This window comes from Pseudomonas sp. P135 (assembly GCF_020312125.1).
In the GTDB taxonomy this organism is placed as follows: Bacteria; Pseudomonadota; Gammaproteobacteria; order Pseudomonadales; family Pseudomonadaceae; genus Aquipseudomonas; species Aquipseudomonas fragariae.
This window is the reverse complement of record NZ_JAGPYR010000003.1, coordinates 102,231-127,169: the sequence shown is the minus strand read 5'-3', so window position 1 is coordinate 127,169 and position 24,939 is coordinate 102,231. Positions and strand designations below refer to the sequence as shown.

Below are 24,939 nucleotides of genomic sequence, written 5' to 3'. Positions count from 1 at the left end.
ACACCATGGAAGCGGAGCAGGCCAGGCCGCAGTCCGTTTAGCATCCAGATTGTCCCGCGATTCCCGCGGGCATGACTGGAAGCTCAACCGATGACGCCCCTGCGTTCTCTTTTGCAAAGCGGCTGTCTGAAGATCGCCCCCACTCTGGTTCTGCTCCTGTCAGGAGCGCAATGCCTGTGGGCAGCAGACATGCCTGAAGGTTTCGCCAAGGGCGTGACCGGCGGAGGCTCCGCGGCTGCCGTGCATCCCTCCACACCGGATGAACTTCGATCAGCACTCTGCTCGTCGCATGACTCACACGGGGCCTGCACCGATGACACACCCCGAGTGATTGTCCTGGACCACACATTCGACTTCCGCGCGAGCGTGATTACTAACGGCAATAGCACAACGACCGAGCCTGGCTGCGTCGTGAAACCCTGCCCGCAGGGTGGTGAGCAGCTTGCACTGAATGGTGCCAACGACTTCTGCCAATCAAGGCCGCCCGTCATGGTGACCTACGACAACGCGGGACTGAAACCACTGAAAGTCGGCTCCAACAAGACACTGATCGGGCTTGGCGACAGGGCAGGCATTCAGGGCGCTGGACTGTTCATTGGCGACGGTGCGCATAACGTGATCGTTCGTAACCTGACCCTTTCGGATATCAATCCGCATGTCGTATGGGGCGGCGATGCGCTGACCCTGAACAAGGCCGATGGCGTGTGGATCGATCACAACACCTTTGCGCGGATCGGCAGGCAGATGATCGTGACAGGCTGGGGCACTGCTTCACACGTCACCATTTCCAGCAATGAATTCGACGGCCGTACGCCATACTCGTCTACCTGCGATGGCCATCATTATTGGGTCTGGCTGTTCCTCGGCAGTCAGGACACGCTGACGCTGTCGAGAAACTACATACACGACACCTCCGGCAGAGCACCTCATTCCGGCGGGATGAAAAATGCGCAAATCCGCGCTCAACTGGTCAACAACGTCTTTCAGCGCATGACCTACCAAGGCGCAATCATGTCGCGGACCTCATCTTCACAGTTGCTGGTAGAGGGAAACGACTTCGAAAACGTAGCCCACCCACTGTTCAACGATACGGATCAGCCAGGTACGGCATTCGCCTTGTTCGAGCCGGTTTCGGCGGCTGCAAACAACGTGTGCATGAGCGTGATCGGCAGGCCTTGTGTGGCAAATCAGCAACAGGATAGCGGCGACGACTATCGCCCGCAGGATGCCTCTGCCTTGCAGGCGTTTCGCGAGTATCGGCAGTACCTGGTGGCGCCGGTTTCGGCGCAAGAGGCCAAGGCGCGGGTGCCGGGAGAGGCGGGGGTGGGTAAGGCCAGTGCCGGGCTGCTGCAATGACTTCGATGTTTGAGTTGCATTCACCGGTACCCAATCGTTTTACTATCACGCAATACCGCGCCTTCTAACACCTAAAAAGGCCCGATCAGTGAGTCAGGGGAAGTCATTTTGATGGATCAAGAAAGCATCGTCCGGTACTGGCATGCGGTCGAGTTGTTGCAACCACAATCAGCACCCAAGCTGAAAAAACGCGCTAATCGATACGAAGCGTTTATCCATGACACGTCAATTCAGCGCCCGCTGCTTCCGTGGACCCCGGAAAGTATCGTCAGTCAACAGGCGCTGCCCAAGAAGCGCATATGGAGCCACACGCTCTATGCTCATCTTTACGACAGTCGTCTCGTTGCCGAGAAGCTCGATGCGATGTACGGCGCCGATCAGGGCTATCAGGAACCCAGGTTTCGCGAGTCAGCCGTGTTTGCGGCAAAATTCACGATGGCGGGCCGACTGGTCGATGACAGCCTCGTGCTTTCAAGCGAAGCGTGGTTTCTTGGGCGGGTATTGACCGGCAAGGATTGGACCAGAGGGCTCGAGACCGACCAAAAGACCGTCAGGGAGCGCGCCAACACCCTGTTCGAAGGTGAGGTATCAAGCGCAGACTTGCGCGAACTGACTCACTGGACCCTCCAGTTCCTGGGGCTGGGGGACTTTTTTGGTGAGATGGACCACCATCATTTTCGCTTTCGCTCACAACCCGTCAAGCCCGACAAGCCCGAGTCGGAAGACGATCCACTGAACAGCTTTTTGCTGGACGATCTTGCCGATGTCGCCGATGCGATCTCCAGGGGGGTGAAAAGCGAACCACTGGATCAGTACCTGCGCTATCACGATCCCGAGCTTCGCCTGCATATGGACGATAAGCGTGCATCGTTGCCACTGATGGGGCGACTGATGCCGGATGCTTACGCCAGTAGCTGTTGGCCTACCGAGCACCATTTGGGCCTGGTGCATTCCCAGCAGCTGGCCGTCAACACAATCCAGTCCACCCTGGCCGATGGTCAAGGGCTGCTTGGCGTCAACGGCCCACCTGGAACGGGCAAGACGACGCTGTTGCGCGACCTTATTGCAGCGATTATCACCAGCCGCGCCGATGCGTTTGCCAAGCTACGCCGTGCTTCCGATGCATTCGCAAGCGACGGACGCGAAGCTGCCAACGACGGTGGCAGGCAGCAATACAGTTTCAGGCTCAACCCCGCACTGTATGGCTTCGAAATCGTAGTCGCTTCATCCAACAACGGTGCCGTGGAAAATGTGACGCTGGAGCTGCCGCAGCGGGACAAGATTGATGAAAGCTGGTTGCCAGAAGCAGAGTATTTCGCCGAGCTGGGGGAGCTGGTCTCGGATAAACCTGCGTGGGGACTGATTTCCGGTGCACTGGGGAGCAAGGCACGACGCAACAAGTTCGTAGATCGTTACTTCTATGGCCAGCGCCCGTTTGGCAGCGCAGACGAGGCTGCAGTGGAGGTAGAGGACGAGACTGAGGTCGACCCTGATGAAGACGTCGACAACATTGTGGAGGCACTCTTTTCGGCCTCCTCTGCGGAGATGGAGAACGCCGACGACAGCGAGAACCAGAGCGAAGATGCTCTACCCGAGGAAGAGAAGGGCCCGAAGGGATTTTGGGGTTGGCTCAATGTGAGTGCCGAGGTAAATGCGGTCCGCTCTCCAGAGCAACGTCAAGCGCTGTGGCAGCAAGCAGTCTCTGACTACGAGGCGATCAAGGCGCAAGAACGCAAAGCATGCAGTGACGCCAGTCGGATTCGTGAGTTGATCCTGGCCATCCTCGAGGTCAGGAAGAAGATTGCCGAAGACTCCGAAAAGCTCCGGTCATTCGAACAGTCACTGATTGAGATAGCAAATGAACTCTTGCGCCTGGATAACGAGGAAGGTGGCCCCGCTAATATGGCACTCAAGAAGTGTCTTGACGCACTTGGGGAACTCCCGCGCAGGCCCGGTTTCTGGTCAAATTTATTCAGCCTGGGAAATGCTCGGCGCGACTGGAATGCCGCTCGGGAACTGCTGGAAAGCCAGCGGGATATTGCCAAAGCCGAGTTCGAGCGGATCACACGTCTCACTCAACAACTCGATATCGATAAGGTCCAAGCGCAAAGAACAATCACTGAAGCGCGCCGAGTGCTTCAGGGATCGCAGCAGCAGGACCAAACGCTTACGCGCGATGCCATGGAACTGGCAACCAGTCATCAGGCCGAGCATCTGCTCGCTTGGTTGAAAGACAATGCTATCGGGGATGGGGATGCCATTGAACTGGCCGAACCCTGGCGCATTCAAGGCTGGCGGAAGGCTCGGGCGCGGGTTTTCATCCAGGCCCTGAAGCTCCACCAGACGTTCTTCGAACTTGAGGCTTCAAGGCTGCGTTCCAATTTATTCATGATCAACAGTCTGTTGACCGGTTCGCGCTTCCAAGGCTTGTCGCGCGATGCAATCCGTTCGGCGTGGGCTTCTTTGTTCATGGTCGTTCCGGTGTTGAGCAGCACCTTCGCATCATTCGCCCGTTCGTTTGGCTCGCTGGGTGCCAGTGAAATTGGCTGGTTACTCGTGGATGAGGCAGGTCAGGCCGCTCCGCAACAGGCTGTCGGCGCACTGTGGCGGTCCCGACGTGCGTTGCTGGTGGGAGACCCATTGCAACTCAAGCCCATCGTCACCGTATCCGATGCGGTGCTGGAGCACATGCGTACGCGTTACGGTGTTGATGCACACTGGATTCCCAATCAAAAATCCGCACAGGTCCTGGCTGACGAAGCCACCCCTTGGGGGCGCATGGCCGGGCCTGCCGGTGGCAAGACGTGGGTAGGATTGCCATTGGTTGTGCATCGCCGCTGCGACAAGCCTATGTATGCACTCGCCAACCTTATCGCCTACGACGGAGCGATGGTGTATGGAACGATTGCACCGCATGCCGACAAAGAAACCCTCGCCAGTCTGCCGACAGGGTGGATACATGTCAGTGGGGCTTCCGAAGGAAATTGGGTGCCTGCGGAAGGCCAGGTCTTACGCGACCTGCTCAAGCGGCTGCATGGCGATGGCGTAGAGGCGAAAGATATTTCAGTCATCACGCCTTTCAAGGCTGTGCAGCAAAACCTCAAGCGCATGCTCCGAGGCAAGCTAGTGTCGGGCACGATCCACACGATGCAAGGCAAGGAAGCATCGATCGTCATCGTCGTATTGGGCGGCAACACTGCCGGAGCTGGCGCTCGCGACTGGGCTGTTTCGGAACCTAACCTGCTGAACGTGGCGGCAACGCGCGCCAAGCGACGCCTCTATGTGATTGGCGACAGAAACGACTGGAAGCACCGGCAATTGTTCTGTGACGTCATGGATCTGCTGCCGCTGCAGGATATTCAAGCACACCGGTAACGGGCTTAACGCATGAATGCCCCGCGCCACCAGATGCAATGCAGCAGCGTCAGCTGAGCGGAGATCAGTGGTTCGGGGGGGCGTGTGAATTTGTCCTTGACCCGATTGAACGCGATAGCGAGCCGGGACAGTGATGAGAAGGACGTAGATTCCGTTCGAACGGCGGGGGAGGTCATTGCGCTGTGTCACGTTGAAGGAGCGCTTTGCAGGAGGACTACGTGACTGTCTCGCTGTTACTCAATGGATTTCAGTAAAACGATGGGGCAGGAAAAAGGTGGAGCGGGTAGAGGGAATCGAACCCTTATTGGACAGCATTATTTGAATCTGTGTATGTATGTAGGTATTGCCCCTGATTAGGCCGAACAACAACGTGAACAGCTGCGCCACAGCATCATCCACCCCAGCCAATTTTTTACACAGCCAGAGATGCTGCCGAGCAGGACGCAGTAAGGGGGGAGGCGTAGTGACAGCCCGGCGGGCGGCCTGCCCGCCTGCCCAGCCAGAACGCTTCCTCCAGCCTCCTCCAGCTGTATTTCATCGGTTCCAGGAAACACCGCCTTAAGTCGCAAGAAAGCATGCCGACAACCTCATCAGCAATGAGATTGACGGTCTTGGACCGCGTCCTGGCGTACCTTCTCGAAGAGCAACACGATCATCAAGATCAACGCGGAGCAAACGCGCGTGAAGGTCATGAAACCAGCTTTCAAACCCGTCTCAGCGGCTTGAACTCATTCCCTATCCGTCCCCGATTCTTGCGTAATTAACTTGGCCAGGCATCCGTTGCCCCGGAGTTTCTACATGTGTTCGATGTGCGATGCACTTACCCAACTTTGGGACGAAGGAGCGACTGGCCAGGGTGCGGCTAAACAGACAGCCACCAACCAAGCGGCGCTTGGGCACCTGACGCTCGACCAACAAGCCTACTACCTTACTGATGGCTATTGGCACGACGCCTATGGCGGTTCCCAGCACCATTTTGACGTGCACGCCGGAGGGTCGCTCACTGTCAACCTGGCAAGTTTGAGCGCAAGCGCTCAGGTTGTTGCTCGATATGCGCTGCAAACCTGGACCAATGTCAGCGGCCTAAACTTTGTGGAAACCACCGCTGCCGCTGCGATCAATTTCAGCGAACAAAAAAGCGGTGCGTACAGCAACTCCAATTATGCAGGCAGCATCATCTCGGACAGCAGCGTCAACATCGCTTCCGATTGGGTGAAATACGGTTTGTATTATCAGCAAACCTACATTCATGAAATCGGCCACGCGCTGGGGTTGGGCCATGCGGGCAATTATAACGGGAGCGCGACCTTCCCCAACAATGCCTTCTATCAAGAGGACAGCTGGAAATACTCGGTGATGTCCTACTTCAGCCAGGACGAGAATACGTATTCCAGCGCCTCTTTCGGCTATGTCGCTACCCCCATGCTCGCGGACATCGTAGCCATCCAGTCACTGTACGGCACCGCCGTTACCCGCACAGGTGACAATACCTACAGTTTCAACAAGACTTCCATCAACACCGGAACCGACTTCGTGCCCGGCCTGGTGGCCACGATCTATGATTCGGGCGGCAACGACACGATCAACGTCAGCACCTATGTCGGCGCTCAGACAGTCGATCTGAGAAGTGAAGCTTTTTCCAGCCTATACGGCGGTCTATCGAATATTGCAATCGCGCGCGGTACGGTTATCGAAAACGCCATAACTGGTGCAGGCGCAGATACGCTGATAGGCAACGCCAGTGACAACTTTCTAAATGCAAACGCGGGCAATGACCAGTTGCAAGGCGGCGATGGCAATGATCGGCTGATGGGTGGGGCGGGCTCGGACGTGCTCAATGGTGGCAACGGCATCGACACCGCCTTGTATACCGAGGCAGGTGCTCGCTACTTTGCAACCTACGATACCGCGCTGGTGAGGAATGGCACCCTCAGCGTTCATGATGCGCAAACGTCCGATGTGGACACACTTTCAAGCGTCGAAAGGCTGTCTTTCAGCGACCGCAATGCCAATCTTGACGAACTGCTCATGGCTTTTCACAGCCGTTATGGCGCCTTCAACGCCGAGAGTGACGCCACTGTTTCGTTGAGTTTTAGCACCGATCTTCATCACATCGCGCTCACCGAGGATCAGGCTGACATTGCCAGGCTTTATTCACTGTTCGGTCGGACGCCCGATTATCAGGGGTTGAATAACTGGCTGACGCAGCAGGCGATCGGCAGTTCGGATGCAGAGATTCGCGATGGCTTTCTGAATTCCATTGAAGGGATGCAGCGCTACAGCGGGCTTGGTGATCGGGACTTTGTCCTTGATCTCTATCAGACCGTATTGCATCGCACAGGCGAAGAATCAGGTGTGTCGTCCTGGAACACGCTGTTGCAGGCGGGTGGGAGTCGAGCAGCGGTCGCTGATGGCTTCCTGAATTCGCGCGAGAGCCGTGACCTCTCGGAAGGCGAGACGGGGTTCATCAGGATCGTGGCTCATAACGCCTGGAACAATCTGGATATGGTCGTAGGCAAGGGCGTGGCTACCGGCACGGCTGGGGATGATCAGATCAGTGAGCAGGAAGTCAGGCTGGACAGCAATGCGGTTTCGCATCTGGCGGGCAACGCTGGTATCGACACCTTTATTTTCAACGACGCTGCATCCGCCTACACGATCAGCGCGCTTGATACCGACACGCTATCAGTCAGTCGTTCCACTGGAGCGGCGGCGAAATTCGAACTGAGTGGGTTCAATGTGCTCGATTTCGCAGATCGCGAACTGTTCGTCCTCGACTCTGCGCAGGCAAGCATTGGTCGTCTGTATACCATTCTGGATCGTGCTCCCGATATTGAAGGCCTGAAGTCCTGGCTGTCTCACGGCGCCGCAGGCGCAACCGGTGCCCAGGTTGCGGGTGGTTTTGTGCAGTCTGCCGAATTTTCTCAAAGCCTGCCCAATGGCAGCAGCAATACAGCCTTTGTCGAACAGCTGTATCACAATGTCCTGGACAGAGGCAGCGACGCTAACGGCCTTGCCTATTGGGTCCAATCGCTGGACGGCGGCACGAGCCGTGGACAGGTCGCATTCAATATCGCCAACTCCGCGGAGTCTGCTGCACTGACTCAAGGCGATGCCGGCTTCATTCACTTGGTAGGGCATGCTGATTGGGTTTGACTTCGCGATGGCTGCAAACCTTCCGTTCGCCGGGGTTGCAGACCACTTGGGGATTTCTCTCTCCGCTTCTAAACACGTCGAGCTGAGCGAGGCATCGGAGAAGATTTCGTCGATTGAGTTGTACCCTGACGCTGTCCGGGCGATCGTTGAGCTTCAAAACTCAGACATCCTGGTAGGGGTTTATTGAGTGATCGAAGGGGAAACGCGGGTCAGACAAGACGCCGTGTCGAGGGAGTCGACGGTGCATCAAATTTTTGGGGATTCCGGGAGAACTGATGGTGGGGCGGCGAGAAGGTATTGATGGCCTTAGGCGCTAGGGCGAAATTGCCTGGAATGCCCGGGATCATTGGCTGGAAGATGGAGCGGGTAGAGGGAATCGAACCCTCAACTAAAGCTTGGGAAGCTTTCGTTTTACCACTAAACTATACCCGCTCTGAGAGCTGCTCTGAGCGGCTGACTTTGTACCAGAACCCTGCCTCGATTTGAAGCGCTAATTTCACTGCGCAGCGCTTTGCCCCCTGATACTCACCCTGAAAACCAACCGCCAGATGACAATGCTCCGCAGCTGACGGTGGCTCCGTGTGCGGTTTTCAGAAGGTCAGGGACGGATAGTCCTGAACCCGGTTATGGCCGTCGCGTGACACCTGTGCCGGTTGCAGGAAGTTCATCAGTACCTGTTTCGAGTCGCGGCAGGCGGCCTTGTGTTCCATGTCCAGAAAGTGGCCGGTGGCGTCGATGGTGCTGAAGCTGCAATCGTGCAGGTACCGGGAGAACTGCGCTGCGTCGTGCGCGCAGGTGTACTCATCCAGGGCACCGTTGATGAACAGCACGGGGGCGGTGATGTTCTTGCCTGCGGTCAGGTAATTGTCCGGGTCGAGCTCCAGGACCTGGCTGAAGTGGTAATGCATCTGGTCATACTCGTGAGCATCCAGGCTGCTGATATGACGGAAATTGAAGCGCTTGAACAACGTAGGCAGATGCTTGCCGACGGTGTTGTTGATCAAGTGGCCCATGTCATAACGGTTATGCGCGCCCAGGTGCGTGATGCCGTGACACAGGTAGTCATGCATCTTCTCGTTGATCACTGGGGAGAACGAACTGATCACTGCGCTTTCGATGCGTTTTGGCCGATGCGCCAGGGCAACCAGCGTCGCTGCGCCGCCCCATGAGAAGGACAGCACGTGCTCGGCGTTGAAGTGATCGATCAGTTCCAGCAGCAACTGGCCTTCCTCTTCCCGGGTCAGTGGCGCGCCATGCAGGTTGTGCGGTTTGGATTTGCCTGAATAGGGCTGATCGTAAAGCACCACGTTGAAGGCCGGATGAAGGCTGCGGACGGTCTGGGCAAATGATGCGGTAGTGGCCAGCGAGCCGTTGACCAGAATGATGGTCTTGGCGGCGGCATCGGTGCGGTAGAGCTCGGTATAAACCCGAAACTGTCCTTGAATGTCGAGCACTGCTTTTTCTGGCGACATAGGTTTCACTCCTGGCGTAGACAGGTATGCGTGCCTATGACATTGCCCGCGTTTCGTGACAGACATGCGATAGTCGATCAAAGGCCTGTGCCGATCCGACCAGCGTCTGCCAGGCGGCTATGACGTTCAAAACAGGCCGATTTCCCCGGCGTTCAGCGCACGGTAGCTGCCGGGGCGCAGGTCGGGGTCCAGCAGCAGCGCGCCGATGGTTTCCCGATGCAGGCGCAACACTTTGTTGTCGAAGTGGCCGAACATTCGTTTCACCTGATGATAGCGGCCTTCGACAATGCTCAGGCGCGCACTGCGCTGCCCCAACAAGGTCAATTGCGCCGGTTGCGTGGTGATGCCTTCGAATGCGAAATACAGGCCTTCGGCGAATTTCGCGGCGTAGCGTTCATCGATCGGTTGCTCGGTCTCGACGTAATAGACTTTGGGCATTTTGCTCTGTGGCTGAGTCAGGCGCCGCGACCATTGACCGTCGTTGGTTATCAGCATCAGGCCGGTGGTGTTGAAGTCCAGCCGTCCGGCGATGTGCAGTTCGTGCTTGTCAGGCTCGTCCAGCAAATCGAGCACGGTCGGATGCTGCGCATCGCTCGTCGCGCTGACGCAGCCTTCGGGCTTGTGCAGCATGAAGTAGCGGGGGACTTTGCCTGCCTGGAGGATTTCTTCGTCAAGCGCCACACAACTGAATTCGCGTACTTCGTGGTGCGGGTCGCGGGTTGCCTGGCCGTCTACCTGCACCCGTCCGCTGGCCAGCGCCAGGCGCACTTGCTGACGATTGAAGCGTGGCAGGTTGCTGAGGAAACGATCAAGGCGCATGGCGATAACGGCGAGCGAAGGACGGGGCGCGCATCTTACTCTGTGCCCCGGCGTTTCTGTGGACTAGGCTCTGTACGAAAAGTGGCTGCGCTCGGTGATGCTTCGTTAAAAACAGGCTCGGAATGCTCATTTACAACACGTAGAGTCGAACGCGACCCCGGCCGTTCCTCGCCTGTTTTTGCCTCGCCTGACCTTCGCTCGCCGACTTTTCGTACAGAGCCTGGCGCAGCATCCTTGATCCCGGCGCAGCGCGGGCAAAGACAGGCTTTGTCGCGAAGGTTATCCGGCAGCGCTGCCAGCAATGCCGGGTCGATACTTTGCGAAAAGCACCAGCAGGGCTGGTCCACGGTGCGCGGATCGGCCAGGCTGCATTGGTTGCTGAAGCCGCAGAGGGGGCACAGCGCGGTGTCAGGGGAGGCCGTTGTCATGTCGAGAGTAAGCGCCTTGCTGGATGATCGGGGTGTTCGGTTCAGGCCATATTAGCAATCACCGAGCTCGCTGCCGGGGCATGATAGACGGGTGAGCGGTTCATCAGCGCCGATATCGCCGCACACCGGCAGTGCACCAGCAATATTCTGTCGTAATGGATGCCTTGCATGGACAGGCTTTCGAAAAGGTCGGCCAGCGATGGCGGGGGCATGCCGAAGCGATTGCGCACTGTCAGAACATCCATCGGCGTCGGCGGCAACCAGCCGCGCAGGGGCGAGGCGCGCGAATTGCCCACCACGCTTGCGATCTCGTCATAGGTCTCGCTGGTCGTCGTCTGAAACTTGGACAGGCTGTAGTTCTTCAGCCTGCCGGGCAGCGAAGTGCCTGCTATCAACTTGTCGGTGAGAAGCAGTGGTTCAAGCGGTGTGGGCTGCATCACGCTGTGCACCGCCGTGTTGGAACGGGCGAATGGCCGGGCGTTCTTATTGACGACCCGATGCAGCTTCGGGTCCACCAGTTCGTAGCCATGCGGCGCGTAGGTGCGAATCTCGGTGCCATTGGGGATCTTCACCGTTCGGGACCACGGCGTGTAGTACCCATGGCTGCTGACCACCAGAGTGCGCGCCTGACCTCTGTCGGACGTCCATAAGAGGAACCTTTTACCCAGCTTCCAGGCATGGACCTGCAACAGGTTTGACGAGACGGCAGTGCTGACCGTCCAGCGCTTGAGCAGGGCGTCGGTGTGAAAGAATTTCTCCAGCCGGGTCTGCCGCGGCGTGACAAATTGCCTGCGCAACGGCCGGGTGCCGAGCGCCCGGTTGAGTGTAATCGCGGTGGTTTGGCGGTTACGCACGGCAGGTTTGACGATTCGGCTCAGTGAGCGCAGCAGCCTTGGCGTGTGCGGAGCCAGTTGCAGCAAGCCCAGCGTCAACGTGGCCAGCAACGCCTGGTTTTTCTCTGCGTAACGGCTGCCCGGCAGATGGGTTGCAGCAATGGCCAGCGAGGTGATGCCAATTTCCGTCGCCAGGGAGGCAACGAGCGCAGGTGTCAGCAACAAGGACATAGGCACCAGCAGCCGCTGTAATTGCTGCAGCCGGTCGGTCCAGTCCGCCAGGGTTACCTGCGTTGACGTAACGATCTGATCCTCTGCGTCATCCAGCGCGTTCTGTTTGAGCAGTTGGTGTAGAAAAGCGAATGGCGTGTCTTCCAGCCTTTTTTCACACAACGAGTGGCTCATGGCCTGTCGCGTGTCAGGGTTGTACAGCGCATCGGTCCAGGGGCGAAGGATGGAAACGGGTGGGTTGGGCGCCTGTGTCCCGCCCCATAATTTGAGCAGGTAGTCCAGGCGCTGGTGATGACGGCGGGGAACATACCGCATGACCGCCTCACGCCATTCCGGATTGGCCGTTGCCCGGTTCAGATGCAGCTTCAGCGCCGTGTCATCTGCAAACTCGATGAACGCATCGGCGTGGCCCGCCTGATAAAGCACGTTCGGTGAGCCCGGTTGCTCAAGAACCAGCAGGCCGGTGTACTGTTGTTGCATGCCGTCGATCAACGCGCCCTGGACGAAAAAACCGAGTGACCGCCATTGATCAGGCGCCGAGGGCGCAAGGGTTTCCACGAGCAGATCGAAGGTGCCGCGCGTGAGGCTGCCGCGCTTGAGGCTGATCAGTGCCTGGCTGATGAACGTGGTTCTGAACGCCTGTTCGATGGCGGTTCTCCGCTGGTCCCAGAAGTCGTGGATGCGCTGGGTCATCCAGGTCAGAAAGTCGAAGGCTCTGATGTAATCCTCGAGCGCCTGCGGACTGATCTCCAGCAACTGACCCTGCTCACTGTCGCCCTGCCCGGTGGGGTCGAGGAAGACGATGGTGCCGCCGCCGTGGTCGATGTAGCCAGCTGGGTGATCGACTCGATAATTGCTTATCAGCGCCTCGCTCAGGCTGATCGGCCTCGGGTCGGGCGTGTGAATATACGTAGGCGGCAATCTGGGGTTGCCCAGGGGGTTGCTCGAATAGCCGGGTTGATAAGCGATGAATACCTGTTCGGGGTTGAGCGTCAGCGCGTGGTTTTCCTGTAGATAGCTCGCCATGACCTGGCCGGCCATTTTCGATGCAGCCGGGATCTGCTCCAGAATGCCTGGCTGTACCTGCCACAGGTCTGCTGCACCAGCCAGCGCCAGACTGCGCGCTACCGGTCTGAGCAGGTCGAGCGTGCTGCGCGCGTGGCTGTCGGCTAGAAGCCCGGCGAACCAGGCCTGGGTCAGTGCGGTGAACAGGTCGCCTTCGATCAGCGGCGCCTCGGCAACGATGCCTGCATGCTGCTCAAGCGAAAGAAATACCTGGCCGTAGAGCCCCGAGGCGTTCATCGCCGCCAACAGGCGTCTGCTCATTTGCCGTGGATCATCGCTGATGTATTCGACGACGTTGCCCTTGGCACCCAGGATGTGAATGAAACAGTGCGAGGTGGTTTTCGAGCTGATCTGAAATATTTCCGGCACCCGTTTGCCATTCAGGGTCAGGATCCGGACCTCGGATTTTTCCCCTCGTCCACTCATGCTGATCGTGTCGGTGTCGATGGGAGACCGGTCAAGTCCCATGGCGTCCAGCGCCAGCCAATAGCCGTCCCGGCTGATGTGCCTGTGATTGAGCTGCCGAGCCAGGTTGTCAAGGAACGCCAGCCGCGACAATGTGCGCCAGGTCGCCTCGTGTCGGGCTCTGAAAGCCTGCAGTACGGCGTGGTAATTGCGTTTGAGCGGCAGCTCGCCAATCAGCTTGAACATCTGCGCGGTTGTCAGCACAGGCGTGTTTTCGCACAGTGAAAGATCGGCAAGGGTGCTACGCGACAGCGCCTGGAAGTGCGCAGGCTCGAAGCTGGCCAGCGCCACATCGGTCAGCGACAGGCTGACGCTGTAATGCTCGTGTCCATTGTCGTCAACAGCAGGTCGGTCATTGTTGCTGAAGGTGATCTGCAGGACGTCCGGGTCGAGTGCCTTGCCGCTTTTCTGTCTGAGCAGCTCGGTCAGGTGCTGGCGAACGTAATCCTGTCGGGTCGGCGGAAAGTCCATGTCCAGCTGGCAGGCTTGCAGGAGCAATGGCGAGTCGGCAATCAGCCGGAAGCCTGCACTGTTACGCATGGCCCTGAGCTGACGTTCGATGTGTGGTGCGGCGTCTTCCGGCTCGCTTTCTTCCGCTACCGCAGGCAACGGCGTTGGTTCGGGCATTGAAAAGCCGTCCGCCAGGGTAAACGGTATCGATGCGTTCAGCGTGTCGTGTCTGCTACTGCTGTGCTCGGGGCGCAGAACGCTGGTTTGTTCCAGCAGCAATGAGGATGGGTGAAACAGCGTGTCCTGGCGAAGCGGACTCCAGATGGGATTCATGACGTGCGGTCAAAATGAATGAATGCCCATTATTTCGAGAAGCGTGATGGGGAAGGTCACAACTATGTATCGCGACACGCCAGCGCGCTGAAAGAGTGAGGCAGCACGCCCGAGCGTGCCGCCTTGCGCTTACTGCTGTTGCAGGTGCGCACGCCAGCCGCCGAGATGGCTGATATCGCGGGCACCCTCCAGGCCATAGGCTTCGCAGATGAAACCGGTCTCCCAGCGGCCGTCGGCCAATTGCACCTTGCCCAGCCCGAGCGGTGCCGGAATGCCGGTCAGGAACGATCCCAGCTCGACACTTGGCAACTCCCAGACCTCCACGTCGATGGCTACGCCCTGTTCGGCCACCCGCACCATGCCGGGCCGAAACGGCGGACCACCGGCCAGCGCATACAGCCGATAGTCGGCCGAGCTTTGCGTGGTTTCCAGCAGGCGTGCCCCGCGTTGCCTGAGCTGCCAGTTCAACGCCAGTCCGTCCAGATGGGCACCGCAGACCACCAACCGCGCCATATCGTTGCGCGCAGTGCTCTGCGGCGCAGGCAGTCGAGGTGCTTCGCCGCCAATCAAGGGCAGGCCGGTTTGCCGCTGCAAGGCGTCGGCCAGGCTGAGCAGGTACTGATCGGTGAACGCTCGTCCGAACAGCGTCACGCCCCACGGCAGACCATTGCTCATGAACGTGCTGGGCACGGCGACGGCGGCGTAGTCGAGCAGGTTGACGAAATTCGTGTAGTAACCCAGCTCCGAATTGCGCAACACCGGCTCGGCCGCCAGCTCTGCGGATGTCACCGGGCGGCCGATGCTTGGCGTTACTACGCACTCCAGCCCTTCAAGCGCCCGATCGCACGTCGCCTTGAGTGCTTGCAGGCGGTATTGCGCGCGAAACGTATCGACCCCGCTGACCTGGGGAGCCTTGGCCAGCACGTCGCGGATCACCGGCAATACCGCGTCAGGACGTTCTTCCATCAACTGCCCGGCGACGCTGTAGCGTTCGGCAACCCACGGCCCCTCGTACAACAACCGCGCCGCTTCGAGAAACGGTGACAAGTCCACCGTGACCGCTTCGCCACCCAGCGCGGTGAGGTGGTCGATGGCTGCACTGAACAGTCCGGGCCCCTCGGCACAGCCAAAGAACTGCAGGTCCTCGGCGCGGGGTACACCGAAGCGAAACGGGCGAGGTGTGCCGAACGCCGAGGCGTCGTTCCACAGCGGGTTGCGATGGCTGTACTCATCGCGCGGATCAAAGGCGGCGATCAGTGCCAATAGCTCGCTGGCTTCCCGCGCCGTGGCGGTGAAGGTCGAGACGCAATCCTGCGTGCGGCATGCGGGCACCACGCCCGCCGTGGAAATCAGCCCCTTGCTGGCTTTCATTCCCACCAGGTTATTCAGTGCCGCGGGCACTCGGCCCGAGCCCGCCGTGTCGGTGCCCAGCGAGAAGCTGCTGACGCCCAGGGCCACGGCCAGCGACGAGCCGGCGCTCGAGCCGCCGGACGGGTACTCGTTCAATACGCTGTTGGGGCAGGCGCCATAGGGCGAGCGGCTGCCGTTCAAACCCGTGGCGAACTGGTCCAGATTGGTCTTGCCCATGGGCACTGCACCCAGTGCGATCAGTTGCGCGACGACGCTTGCCGAGTGCTCGGGTGTGTAGGCGTAGTCCGGGCAGGCTGCGGTGGTTGGAATGGCCGCTAGATCAATATTGTCCTTGATCGCGAAGGGCACGCCGAACAGCGGCCGGTCTCTGGGATCACGATCGTCCAGTGCGGCCAGGTAAGGCTCGAGTTCAGCCGGGCTGAGCAGGTGGATGAACAGGTGATAATCGCTGTTCAGCCTTGCGGCTTTTTCGCGCAGCGCCAGGATCAGCTGGCGCGGGGATATCCGCCCGGACTGGTAGGCCGTGCGTACGGTGTCCAGGCGCAGGTCATTGGGCAGTGCTGTGTCGTTCATGACGGGATTCCCTTGAAAGTGAAAAGTTGTTCGATTCAGTCTGCGCTCAGTACCACCACCCGTTGCCCTGCGCGTACTGCCGAGCCGGGTTGCACCCTGACGTCCTGCACCACGCCGGCGATCGGGGCGAGCAGGGGGATTTCCATTTTCATGGACTCCAGAATCACCAGCACATCGCCTGCTTCCACGCGCGCTCCCGGTTGCACCTGGACTTGCCAGAGATTGCCGGCGATGTGGCTGTCGACGCCTTGCTGGCCGGGTTGCAGGGGCTGTTCTTCAGTGTTCGGCGCCACGCCTTCATCGCTCTGGAAATCGGCCTGCCCGTTGGCGATCCAGCGTTCGCGCTCGGCGTTGAAAGCGGCGTTTTGCTGGGCGCGGAATGCCGTAATGCCTTCGGCTTCGCGGCTCAGGAAGGCCTGGTAATCAGCCAGATTCAGGGTGCTGTGTTCGATGTTCAGGGCGAAGCGACCCAGCGGGAAGTCGCGGCGGATACGCACCAGTTCGTCGGCGCTGACCGGGTAGAAACGGATCTGATCGAAGAAGCGCAACAGCCATGGTTTGCCCTGGAAGGCGGCGACGTCGCGATAGCGATTCCACATCTGCAACGTGCGGCCAACGAACTGATAACCGCCGGGGCCCTCCATGCCATACACGCACATGTAGGCGCCGCCGATGCCCACCGAATTCTCGGCGGTCCAGGTGCGTGCCGGGTTGTACTTGGTGGTGACCAGCCGGTGGCGCGGGTCCAGCGGCGTGGCCACCGGTGCGCCGAGGTACACATCGCCCAGGCCCATGACCAGATAACTGGCGTCGAACACCGTACGTTGCACTTCGTCGAGGTTGGGCAGGTCATTGATACGGCGGATGAACTCCAGGTTGCTTGGGCACCACGGTGCGTCCTTGCGCACGGTGGTCATGTATTTTTCGATGGCCAGCTGGCAGGCCGGGTCGTCCCAGGACAGTGGCAGATGGACGATGCGTGACGCCACTTGCAGGTCTTTCGCGGCGCACACCGCGTCCCATTCTCCGGCGACGATGTCGAGCAGTTGCCGAAGCGGCAGATGCTCGGGGCGGTAGTGGACTTGCAGCGAGCGAATGCCTGGCGTCAGGTCGATCACACCCGCCAGCGCCTTGGCCTCCAGCGCAAGCATCAGTGCGTGGCCACGCAGGCGCAGCACCAGATCCAGCTCCGGCGCACCGATTTCCAGCAGCAGATGGGTATCGCCGGACAGACGTGCGACCAGGCGTTTATCGTCCTGGCCGATGTCGAGGATGACCGGAGTGCGCAGATCCTCTACGCGAACAACTTCGCTCCTACTGGAGTTTGCGGGGCCTTGTGGGAGCGAGCTTGCTCGCGAAGAGGGCGTTGCAGTCGATGGATTTTCCGCGTCAGGAATACTGCCTTCGCGAGCAAGCTCGCTCCTACGGGAGTTCGCGGAGTCTTGTGGGAGCGAGCTTGCTCGCGAAGAGGGAGGTGCAGTCAATGGATTTTCTGCGTCAGGAATATAGCCTTCGCGAGCAAGCTCGCTCCCACGGGAGTTTGCCGGGCCTTGTGGAAGCTGGCTTGCTCGCGAAGAGGGAGGTGCAGTCAATGGATTTTCTGCGTCAGGCATATAGCCTTCGCGAGCAAGCTCGCTCCTACGGGAGTTCGCGGAGTCTTGTGGGAGCGAGCTTGCTCGCGAAGATGGCGGTGCAGTCAATGGATTTTCTGCGTCAGGAATACTGCCTTCGCGAGCAAGCTCGCTCCCACGGGAGTTCGCGGGGCCTTGTGGGAGCGAGCTTGCTCGCGAAGAGGGCGTTGCAGTCGATGGATTTTCTGCGTCAGGCATATAGCTTTCGCGAACAACTTCGCTCCTACTGGAGTTTGCGGGGCCTTGTGGGAGCGAGCTTGCTCGCGAAGAGGGCGTTGCAGTCGATGGATTCTCTGCGTCAGAAATACTGCCTTCGCGAACAAGTTCGCTCCTACGGGAGTTTGCGGGGCCTTGTGGGAGCGAGCTTGCTCGCGAAGAGGGCGGCACAGTCGATGGATTTTCTGCGTCAGGAATACTGTCTTCGCGAGCAAGCTCGCTCCCACATCGTTCTGCATGACACGCCTCGACACTGACCGGGGTGAATCGGACCCTGTCGCCAGCCTTCAATTGCCCCAGCTGCCACAGGTCTGCCTCGATGATGGTCACCGGGCAGACGAATCCGCCCAAGCTGGGCCCATCCGGCCCGAGGATTACCGGCATGTCCCCAGTGAAATCCACCGCGCCGATCGCATACGGGTTGTCGTGAATGTTGGAAGGGTGCAACCCCGCCTCGCCGCCATCGGCACGCACCCATTCGGGTTTGGGACCGATCAGGCGCACGCCGGTGCGGCTGGAGTTGAAATGCACTTCCCAGTCGGTCGCGAAAAACCTCTCGATGTACGCTTCGGTGAAGTATTCCGGGGCTGCATGCGGGCCGTAAATGACCCTCATCCGGCGCACGTCTGTCAGCGCTTCAAGTGCTTCGTCGGCAATCCGCTGCCCCGCACTTCGCTCCACCAGGGGCGCGATGTGCAGCACATCGCCGGCGCGCAGCGCGCGACCGCCATGACCGCCGAACTGGCCGAGGGTAAAGGTACTTTTGCTGCCCAGATAATCCGGCACGTCGAGCCCGCCGCGCACGCACAGGTAGCTGCGTACACCGGCACCTGCGATGGTGCCGAGCGACAACGTCGAACCGGCGCTCACCAATAGCGCGGTGTTCATCGCACAGGATTGGCCATCGAGGGTGATCGGGATGTGCGCACCGGTCACTGCGACCACCGCATCGGTGTTGAAGCGCAGTAGCGGCCCGCTCATGGTGATTTCCAGCGCAGCGCATCCTTCGGGGTTGCCCAGCAGCTCATTGCCCTGGCGCAACGCGCGGCTGTCCATCGGCCCGGATGGCGGTACACCGACCGCCCAGTAGCCCAGTCGTCCCGGGTAATCCTGAACGCTGGTCTGGGTGCCGCCGCTCAGCACTTCGAAGGTGTCAGCGCGATACACCAGATCTTCCAGACAGCGGGTCCATGGCTGGCCACTGGCGAACGGCGCGTCGGCAATGATCTGGCGCAAGTAGTCGCGATTGGTTTCCACACCGTACAGACGCGTTTCGTTCAGCGCGTCGATCAGCCCGGCGCTGGCGTCCTCGCGGGTCGGTGCCCAACTGATCAGCTTGGCGATCATCGGGTCGAAGTACGGCGGTATCTCGCAACCGGCTTCGACCCAGGTGTCGATGCGCAGCGTCCGGCCATCGGCAGGCGGGAAATCAGCCGCAGTCAGCAGGCCAGGGCAGGGCTGGAAGTCACGGCCCGGATCTTCCGCGTACAGCCGCGCCTGAATCGCATGGCCAAGCGGTTTCAGACCGGCCTGCAACTGATCCAGCGGCGGCAGATCACCGGCGGCCAGTTGCACCATCCAGCTGACCAGATCCACGCCCCAGACCTGCTCGGTGACGCCGTGCTCGACCTGCAAGCGTGTGTTCACTTCCAGAAAATAGAAGCGCTGATCTTCACTGTCGAAGACGAACTCGACCGTCCCGGCGCTGCGATAATTGACTGCCCTGGCGAGTTTGACAGCCGCTGCGCAGAGTTCTTCGGCCATGCCGTGCGGCAGGTTCGGGGCCGGGGTTTCTTCCAGTACTTTCTGATTGCGCCGCTGTACCGAGCAGTCGCGTACGCCAAGCGCCAGCACCTCGCCCTGACCGTCGCCGAACACCTGCACTTCCAGGTGGCGGGCGCGCTGGATGTATTTCTCGATGAACACACCCGCATCGCTGAAATTGTTCTGACCGAGGCGCTTGACCGCCTCGAACGAGTCAGCCAGCTCTTCGGCACTGCGACACACACGCATGCCGATGCCGCCACCGCCTGCCGTGCTCTTGAGCATCACAGGGTAGCCGATGGTGCGAGCTGCCGCGATGGCCGACTCCAGACTGTCGAGCAGTTCGGTGCCTTCGAGCATGGGCACGCCATGCTGCTTGGCCAGCGCTCGGGCGGTGTGCTTGAGGCCGAATACGCGCAGCTGCTCGGGCGTCGGGCCGACGAAGGCGATACCGGCGTCTTCGCAGGCCTGAGCGAATGCAGCGTTTTCGGAGAGAAACCCGTAGCCGGGATGAATGGCTTTGGCGCCGCTGGCGTTGGCGATGGCGATGATCTTGTCCACCGCCAGATAGGTTCCGGCTGCGCCACCTTCGCCCAGGCTGTGGGCTTCGTCGGCCTGCATCAGGTGCAGGCTGGCAGCGTCGGCTTCGGAATACACCGCCACGCCCTTGACCTGCAAGGTGCGCAGGGTCCGCAGGATGCGGCAGGCAATGGCGCCACGGTTGGCGATCAGCAGTTTGTCGAACATGGCATAACCCCGGAAACCCAGTCGCACTCGGTTTCGTGATGGGAAGCGGGCCGTCCCGCTATTGATCAATCTACGCAACGGTCGTCCGTTGCTGAGGGCAGGTGCCGGGTCAGTCGCGAATCAACAACTGCGCAGGCGTCGGGTTGTAGCCGTTGCAGGGGTTGTTGAGCTGCGGACAGTTGGAAATCAGCACGATCACGTCCATTTCAGCGCGCAGCTCGACGTATTTGCCGGGCGCGGAAATACCGTCTTCGAAGGTCAGGCCGCCTTCGGCGGTTACGGGTACGTTCATGAAGAAATTGATGTTGGGGCCGATGTCAGCCTTGCTCAGACGGCCGTCATGCACACAGGCGCGCAGGTAGTTGTCGCGGCAGCTGTGCATGTAGCGCTTTTCCAGGGCGTAGCGCACGGTGTTGCTCTCTTGCGCGCACGCGCCACCGAGTGTGTCGTGGCGACCGCAGGTGTCATCGACAATGGTCAGCATCGGCTGGCCGAGGTTGGAAAACAGCACGCTGCCGGTGGTCAGGTACACGCTGTTCTGACGGCGCAGGGTGCGCTGCACGTCGTAGCGTTCACGCGGGTTGCTCAGGCTGAAAAACAGCGTGTCGACGGCCTGATTGCCTTGCAGGTCGAGGATGCGCACGGTCTGCCCGGCCTTGACCTCGGCCAGAAACGGCTCGCCGGCCGGGATGGTCGCGTCGCAGCAAAGGTGAGTGGGTGAGTTCATGACAAGGCTCCTCAGGCGAACAGGCGGTCGGTATTGATGAAGCCGCGCGCGTTTTCCGGGCGCGAGGTGCGGCAGTGCTCGGCAACGCTGGCGTCAGCCTTCATCCAGCTGAGCTTGAGCGGTTGCGGGGCATATTCCGGGTTGGGGTCCATCGGGTGTTGCAGCGCGGTCAGCACCACCAGCGTGTCCATCGGTGCGTAGAGTTCGATGTAGTCGCCGGCTTTGGAATTGTTCGGGGCGAAGTGCAGGGTTCCTGCCTCGTCGACATCGACACGGCTGAACAGGTTGAGGGTCATCAGCAGGTCGGACAGTCCCAGCCCCCATTTGCCCAGCTCGACCAGCAGGTTGTCGACGCCATTGCGAAAGAAGCCGTTGCGCAATTCCTGGTAGCGACCCTGGCCATACTTTTCAGCAACCTCCTGAGCATTGAGCACGCCAGCAATGCTGTCGCTCCAGCCGCAGGTATCAGTGACGATGGCCGCCAGTACGCGGCCCATGTCCGAATACAGGCAATGACCGTTGCTCAGGCGAGCGGTGTGCTGGCATTTGAGGCTGTCGGGCAGGTTCAGCCGCTCGGTTTTTTCGTGGGCGTTGAGCAGGGTCAGGCTGACGTTGGCGTTGCCGTGCAGGTCGGTCAGGCGCAGCAGTTCGCCGCGCTTGAGGATGAACGAACGATGGCCGCCACCGGGTAGCAGTTCTTCGGCGAAAACCGGGTACAGCGTGGTTGAGTCAGTCATTGAACAGGCTCCTCTGAAACGTTGAGCAGCGAATCGATAGCGGCGCGCTCGGCGCGGCGTTCGCTGTTGAGGGGGATGTCGTAAGTGATGCGTGCGCCATAGGCGCCGGGTGCGTGCGGGTCGTGGCGTACCTTGTCGAAAACCAGCAGGCGGGTGCCGAGGTTGAAACCTTCGGACAGGTCGTGGGTAACCATGAACACGGTCAGTTTCGTTTCGCGCCACAGGTCCAGCAGCAGGTGGTGCATGTCCTTGCGGATGCCGGGGTCGAGCGCGCCGAACGGCTCGTCCAGCAGCAGGACGCGCGGTTTCATGATCAGTGCCTGAGCGATGGCCAGGCGCTGCTGCATGCCGCCGGACAATTGTGTCGGATACTTGTCCAGCGCATGCCCGAGGCCGACCTTGCCGAGCAACTGCGCGGCGTGCTCGCGGGCCTCGCCTTTTGCCTGGCCGAACAGCCGGCCGAGCAAGGGCGAGCGTGGCAGCTCCAGACCCAGCGCCACGTTATCGAGCACCGACAGGTGCGGGAACACCGAATAGCGCTGAAACACCACGCCACGGCTGGCATCCGGCTCATTGCGCAGGGGCGTGCCGTCCAGCGTGATCAGGCCGCGACTGGGGGATTCCTGACCCAGCAACAGGCGCAGAAAGGTCGACTTGCCGCAGCCCGACGCGCCGACCAGCGTGCAGAACTCGCCTTCGGCCACGTTCAGGTTGAGGCCCTCGAGCACCACCTGGTCGGCGTATTGCTGCCAGACGTTGCGCACACTGATAAAGCTCATGCCCGCGCTCCTTCGTACCAGGGAAAGGCACGTCGGGTCAGGGCCTTCAGGCCCCAGTCCATCAGCCAGGCGAGCAGGGTGATCCACACCACGTACGGCAGAATCACGTCCATCGCCAGATAGCGCCGCACCAGGAAGATCCGGTAGCCCAGACCGTCAGTCGAAGCAATCGCTTCGGCGGCGATCAGGAACAGCCACGCCGAACCCAGCACCAGGCGCAGGGCGATCAACAGGCGTGGCAGCAATTGCGGCAGGATCACCCGCAGGATCAGTGTCCAGGTCGAGGCGCCGAGGGTTTGCGCCTTGATCAGCAGTTCGACCGGGATTTCACGGGCGCGCTGTTCCAGATCACGGGCCAGAATCGGTGTGATACCGATCACGATCAGCATCACCTTCGACAACTCGCCCAGGCCGAACACGATGAACAGAATCGGCAGAATGGCCAGCGGCGGCACCATCGACAGCACCGTCAGCAAGGGCGACAGCGGTGCGCCGCACAACGGCAGGATGCCCGCTGCGATGCCCAGGCACAGACCCAGCAGCGCGCTGATCCCCAGGCCGATGGCCAGGCGTTGCAGGCTCGATGCGCTGTCCTGCCACAGCAAATAGTCACCGCTGCGCGGGTCGGCAACGAACGCCATGCGCTTGACCGCATCGGCCATCTGTACCGCGCTGGGCAGCAGTTTGTCGCTGGGGTTTTCCGCAAGCCGGGTGGCCGAGCCCATGAAATAGGCGAACAGCAACAGGGCGAACGGCAGGATCACCAGTATCAGGCGACCGGCATGATCCGGATGGCGGTTTATCAAACGCATGGCAATGACCTTTCTACTGAACGTGATTTACAGCTTGCCGTCGACGGCCATCTGCACGTAGCTAGGATCAAAGTGCAGCTTGAGATTGCCCTTGTCGCCGAGCGTCACACCATTGGCGAACGACATGCCGACCGCATCGGCGTCGCGTGCACCTTCGCCGAGCAAACCGTGGGCGAACGAGAAATCAGCCACCTTGCGCTGGGTGTCCGGCAGCTGTTTGCTGGTGGCGAACTCAAGCGCTTCCTTGGGCGTGGCAAACAGCTTGGTGGTGTCCAGTTGCGCCTGGAAACCGGCCAGATCGGTGCCCGATGCCTTGGCCATGTGTTCCAGCGCCGCCTTGGCCTGAGCGTTTTTGGCGTTCATCAGCGCGACCACTTCAAACCAGGCGCCAGTCAGGGCTTTGCCCAGTGCCGGGTTGTCTTTCAGGGTCTGGGTGTTGACGACCATCATGTCCATGATCTCGCCGGGGATCTGGCTGGAGTTGAACACTTCGGTGACGCCGGGCCTGGCCTTGATGTCCGAGAGCATCGGGTTCCAGGTGGTAACCGCCTGTACATCGTCGGTATTGAAAGCGGCCGAGATATCGGCATCCGAGGTGTTGACCACCTTGAGGTCTTTTTCACTGAGCTTGACGCTGTCCAGCGCTCGGGCCAGCAGGTAGTGAGACACCGACAGTTCGACCAGATTGACGTCCATGCCCTTGAGGTCGGCGACTTTCTTGCCTTCGCCCTTGAGCACGATGCCGTCGTTGCCATTGGAGAAGTCGCTGACGATCAGTGCCGTGCTTTCCACGCCACCTGCGGCCGGGATGGTCAGGGCGTCCATGTTGGTCATGGTGCAGCCATCGAACTGGCCGGCGGTGTACTGATTGATGGATTCGACGTAGTCATTGAGCTGGGTGACATCGATCTTGATGCCGTACTTTTTCGCCCACTTGTCGACGATGCCCTGGCTACCTGCGTATTCCCACGGCATCCAGCCTGCGTAGATGGTCCAGCAGACGTTGAAGTGATCTTTCTGGGCGGCATTCGCCGAGAGGCTCAACGCAGCAAGCAGGCCTGCCGTCAGCAGACCGAAGAGACGAGACTTTTGCATGTTGAGAAATCTCCAGTAGTGAAAAAAGGCGGCCAGGAGCAACGTGACACCACTGGTGTCCCTGTCTCCCGGGCTTTTGTCCCGCCGTGTAACCTCTACTGGAGGTCGCCAACTCTCGGACCAGCCACTTGCCTGGCGGCAAGCCGGAACCCTAGTCGGCTATTGCAAATTGTGGTGCCGCGAACCTGTGTTGACTCCTGCACACCGCTCACTCAAGCGAGAGTTGTGCCAACTCGTGCTGCGCCTTGTTTTTCAAGGGCTGGCCGAGTCGTCCACAGTCAGCTGCCGCAGGAACTGCCTTGTGCTGGTGCGAGGGCGCACCGTGATGAGGCAACGGCGGATGAAATGTTTTGTAGCATCTTTGTAGAACGTTGAAATACGCCTGCAGGCCTTGGTCGCAGAGCCTTTGCGAGCCAGTGGGCAACCATTCGTAGTCAGGCCTCAAGGCTGCCCCAAGGCACTAGAAGGCCTTTTCGATGTCAGACAATTCGTCCGCCAACCGCT

At 60.1% G+C, this 24,939-nt stretch carries 13 protein-coding genes, 1 tRNA gene, 1 pseudogene and 1 riboswitch; of the genes and pseudogenes, 3 read left to right on the top strand and 12 right to left on the bottom strand.

What is annotated here, in order from left to right; translation table 11 throughout:
* Nucleotides 1-90 precede the first annotated feature (90 nt).
* From KBY08_RS05420 to KBY08_RS05410, 3 genes are all read left to right on the top strand, one after another.
* A complete protein-coding gene (locus KBY08_RS05420) occupies nt 91-1,356 on the top strand; it encodes a right-handed parallel beta-helix repeat-containing protein (protein WP_111522082.1) in 1,266 nt (421 codons plus the stop codon).
* Nucleotides 1,357-1,467: 111 nt separating this feature from the next.
* Nucleotides 1,468-4,731 (top strand): AAA domain-containing protein, encoded by a 3,264-nt coding sequence (locus KBY08_RS05415; protein ID WP_111522081.1) that lies wholly within the window; start codon nt 1,468-1,470, stop codon nt 4,729-4,731.
* A 798-nt stretch (nt 4,732-5,529) separates the two neighbouring features.
* A complete protein-coding gene (locus KBY08_RS05410; protein WP_011268771.1) occupies nt 5,530-7,887 on the top strand; it encodes a DUF4214 domain-containing protein in 2,358 nt (785 codons plus the stop codon).
* Between the two features lie 358 nt (nt 7,888-8,245).
* Here KBY08_RS05410 and KBY08_RS05405 read toward each other — a convergent pair.
* From KBY08_RS05405 to KBY08_RS05350, 12 genes and pseudogenes are all read right to left on the bottom strand, one after another.
* Nucleotides 8,246-8,319: transfer RNA gene (locus tag KBY08_RS05405), tRNA-Gly, on the bottom strand.
* Nucleotides 8,320-8,477: 158 nt separating this feature from the next.
* Complete coding sequence (locus KBY08_RS05400) at nt 8,478-9,359, bottom strand: alpha/beta fold hydrolase (protein ID WP_011268770.1); 882 nt, start codon at nt 9,357-9,359, stop codon at nt 8,478-8,480.
* Nucleotides 9,360-9,485: 126 nt separating this feature from the next.
* Entirely contained in the window at nt 9,486-10,178 is a 693-nt protein-coding gene (locus KBY08_RS05395; protein WP_103360003.1) for a pseudouridine synthase, read from the bottom strand.
* A gap of 242 nt (nt 10,179-10,420) precedes the next feature.
* Nucleotides 10,421-10,606: pseudogene (locus KBY08_RS05390) on the bottom strand (cysteine-rich CWC family protein); the annotation flags it as partial.
* Nucleotides 10,607-10,647: 41 nt separating this feature from the next.
* Nucleotides 10,648-13,983 (bottom strand): dermonecrotic toxin domain-containing protein, encoded by a 3,336-nt coding sequence (locus KBY08_RS05385; protein ID WP_111522079.1) that lies wholly within the window; start codon nt 13,981-13,983, stop codon nt 10,648-10,650.
* 129 nt (nt 13,984-14,112) lie between these two features.
* Entirely contained in the window at nt 14,113-15,927 is a 1,815-nt protein-coding gene (atzF, locus tag KBY08_RS05380) for an allophanate hydrolase (protein ID WP_111522078.1), read from the bottom strand.
* 35 nt (nt 15,928-15,962) lie between these two features.
* Nucleotides 15,963-20,285 carry a 5-oxoprolinase/urea amidolyase family protein gene (locus tag KBY08_RS05375; protein WP_111522077.1) on the bottom strand — a complete coding sequence of 1,441 codons (4,323 nt, stop codon included), beginning with the start codon at nt 20,283-20,285 and terminating at the stop codon, nt 15,963-15,965.
* Between the two features lie 109 nt (nt 20,286-20,394).
* Entirely contained in the window at nt 20,395-21,012 is a 618-nt protein-coding gene (locus KBY08_RS05370; protein ID WP_003405298.1) for an urea amidolyase associated protein UAAP2, read from the bottom strand.
* 11 nt (nt 21,013-21,023) lie between these two features.
* Nucleotides 21,024-21,749, bottom strand: a complete 726-nt coding sequence (locus KBY08_RS05365; RefSeq protein WP_058399190.1) for an urea amidolyase associated protein UAAP1 — start codon at nt 21,747-21,749, stop codon at nt 21,024-21,026.
* Nucleotides 21,746-22,528 (bottom strand): ABC transporter ATP-binding protein, encoded by a 783-nt coding sequence (locus KBY08_RS05360; protein ID WP_058399191.1) that lies wholly within the window; start codon nt 22,526-22,528, stop codon nt 21,746-21,748. The genes KBY08_RS05365 and KBY08_RS05360 overlap by 4 nt, the downstream gene beginning before the upstream one ends.
* Complete coding sequence (locus tag KBY08_RS05355) at nt 22,525-23,340, bottom strand: ABC transporter permease (RefSeq protein WP_111522076.1); 816 nt, start codon at nt 23,338-23,340, stop codon at nt 22,525-22,527. The genes KBY08_RS05360 and KBY08_RS05355 overlap by 4 nt, the downstream gene beginning before the upstream one ends.
* Nucleotides 23,341-23,367: 27 nt before the next feature.
* Nucleotides 23,368-24,435, bottom strand: a complete 1,068-nt coding sequence (locus KBY08_RS05350) for a putative urea ABC transporter substrate-binding protein (protein WP_011268762.1) — start codon at nt 24,433-24,435, stop codon at nt 23,368-23,370.
* Nucleotides 24,436-24,498: 63 nt separating this feature from the next.
* Nucleotides 24,499-24,601, bottom strand: a riboswitch (guanidine-I (ykkC/yxkD leader).
* Nucleotides 24,602-24,939 lie beyond the last annotated feature (338 nt).

What these genes read in the sequence shown, in the direction of transcription:
- KBY08_RS05420 (WP_111522082.1), top strand. Translation starts at nt 91, where the DNA reads ATGACGCCCCTGCGTTCTCTTTTGCAAAGCGGCTGTCTGAAGATCGCC.
- KBY08_RS05415 (WP_111522081.1), top strand. Translation starts at nt 1,468, where the DNA reads ATGGATCAAGAAAGCATCGTCCGGTACTGGCATGCGGTCGAGTTGTTG.
- KBY08_RS05410 (WP_011268771.1), top strand. Translation starts at nt 5,530, where the DNA reads ATGTGTTCGATGTGCGATGCACTTACCCAACTTTGGGACGAAGGAGCG.
- KBY08_RS05400 (WP_011268770.1), bottom strand. Translation starts at nt 9,359, where the DNA reads ATGTCGCCAGAAAAAGCAGTGCTCGACATTCAAGGACAGTTTCGGGTT.
- KBY08_RS05395 (WP_103360003.1), bottom strand. Translation starts at nt 10,178, where the DNA reads ATGCGCCTTGATCGTTTCCTCAGCAACCTGCCACGCTTCAATCGTCAG.
- KBY08_RS05385 (WP_111522079.1), bottom strand. Translation starts at nt 13,983, where the DNA reads ATGAATCCCATCTGGAGTCCGCTTCGCCAGGACACGCTGTTTCACCCA.
- atzF (WP_111522078.1), bottom strand. Translation starts at nt 15,927, where the DNA reads ATGAACGACACAGCACTGCCCAATGACCTGCGCCTGGACACCGTACGC.
- KBY08_RS05375 (WP_111522077.1), bottom strand. Translation starts at nt 20,285, where the DNA reads ATGTTCGACAAACTGCTGATCGCCAACCGTGGCGCCATTGCCTGCCGC.
- KBY08_RS05370 (WP_003405298.1), bottom strand. Translation starts at nt 21,012, where the DNA reads ATGAACTCACCCACTCACCTTTGCTGCGACGCGACCATCCCGGCCGGC.
- KBY08_RS05365 (WP_058399190.1), bottom strand. Translation starts at nt 21,749, where the DNA reads ATGACTGACTCAACCACGCTGTACCCGGTTTTCGCCGAAGAACTGCTA.
- KBY08_RS05360 (WP_058399191.1), bottom strand. Translation starts at nt 22,528, where the DNA reads ATGAGCTTTATCAGTGTGCGCAACGTCTGGCAGCAATACGCCGACCAG.
- KBY08_RS05355 (WP_111522076.1), bottom strand. Translation starts at nt 23,340, where the DNA reads ATGCGTTTGATAAACCGCCATCCGGATCATGCCGGTCGCCTGATACTG.
- KBY08_RS05350 (WP_011268762.1), bottom strand. Translation starts at nt 24,435, where the DNA reads ATGCAAAAGTCTCGTCTCTTCGGTCTGCTGACGGCAGGCCTGCTTGCT.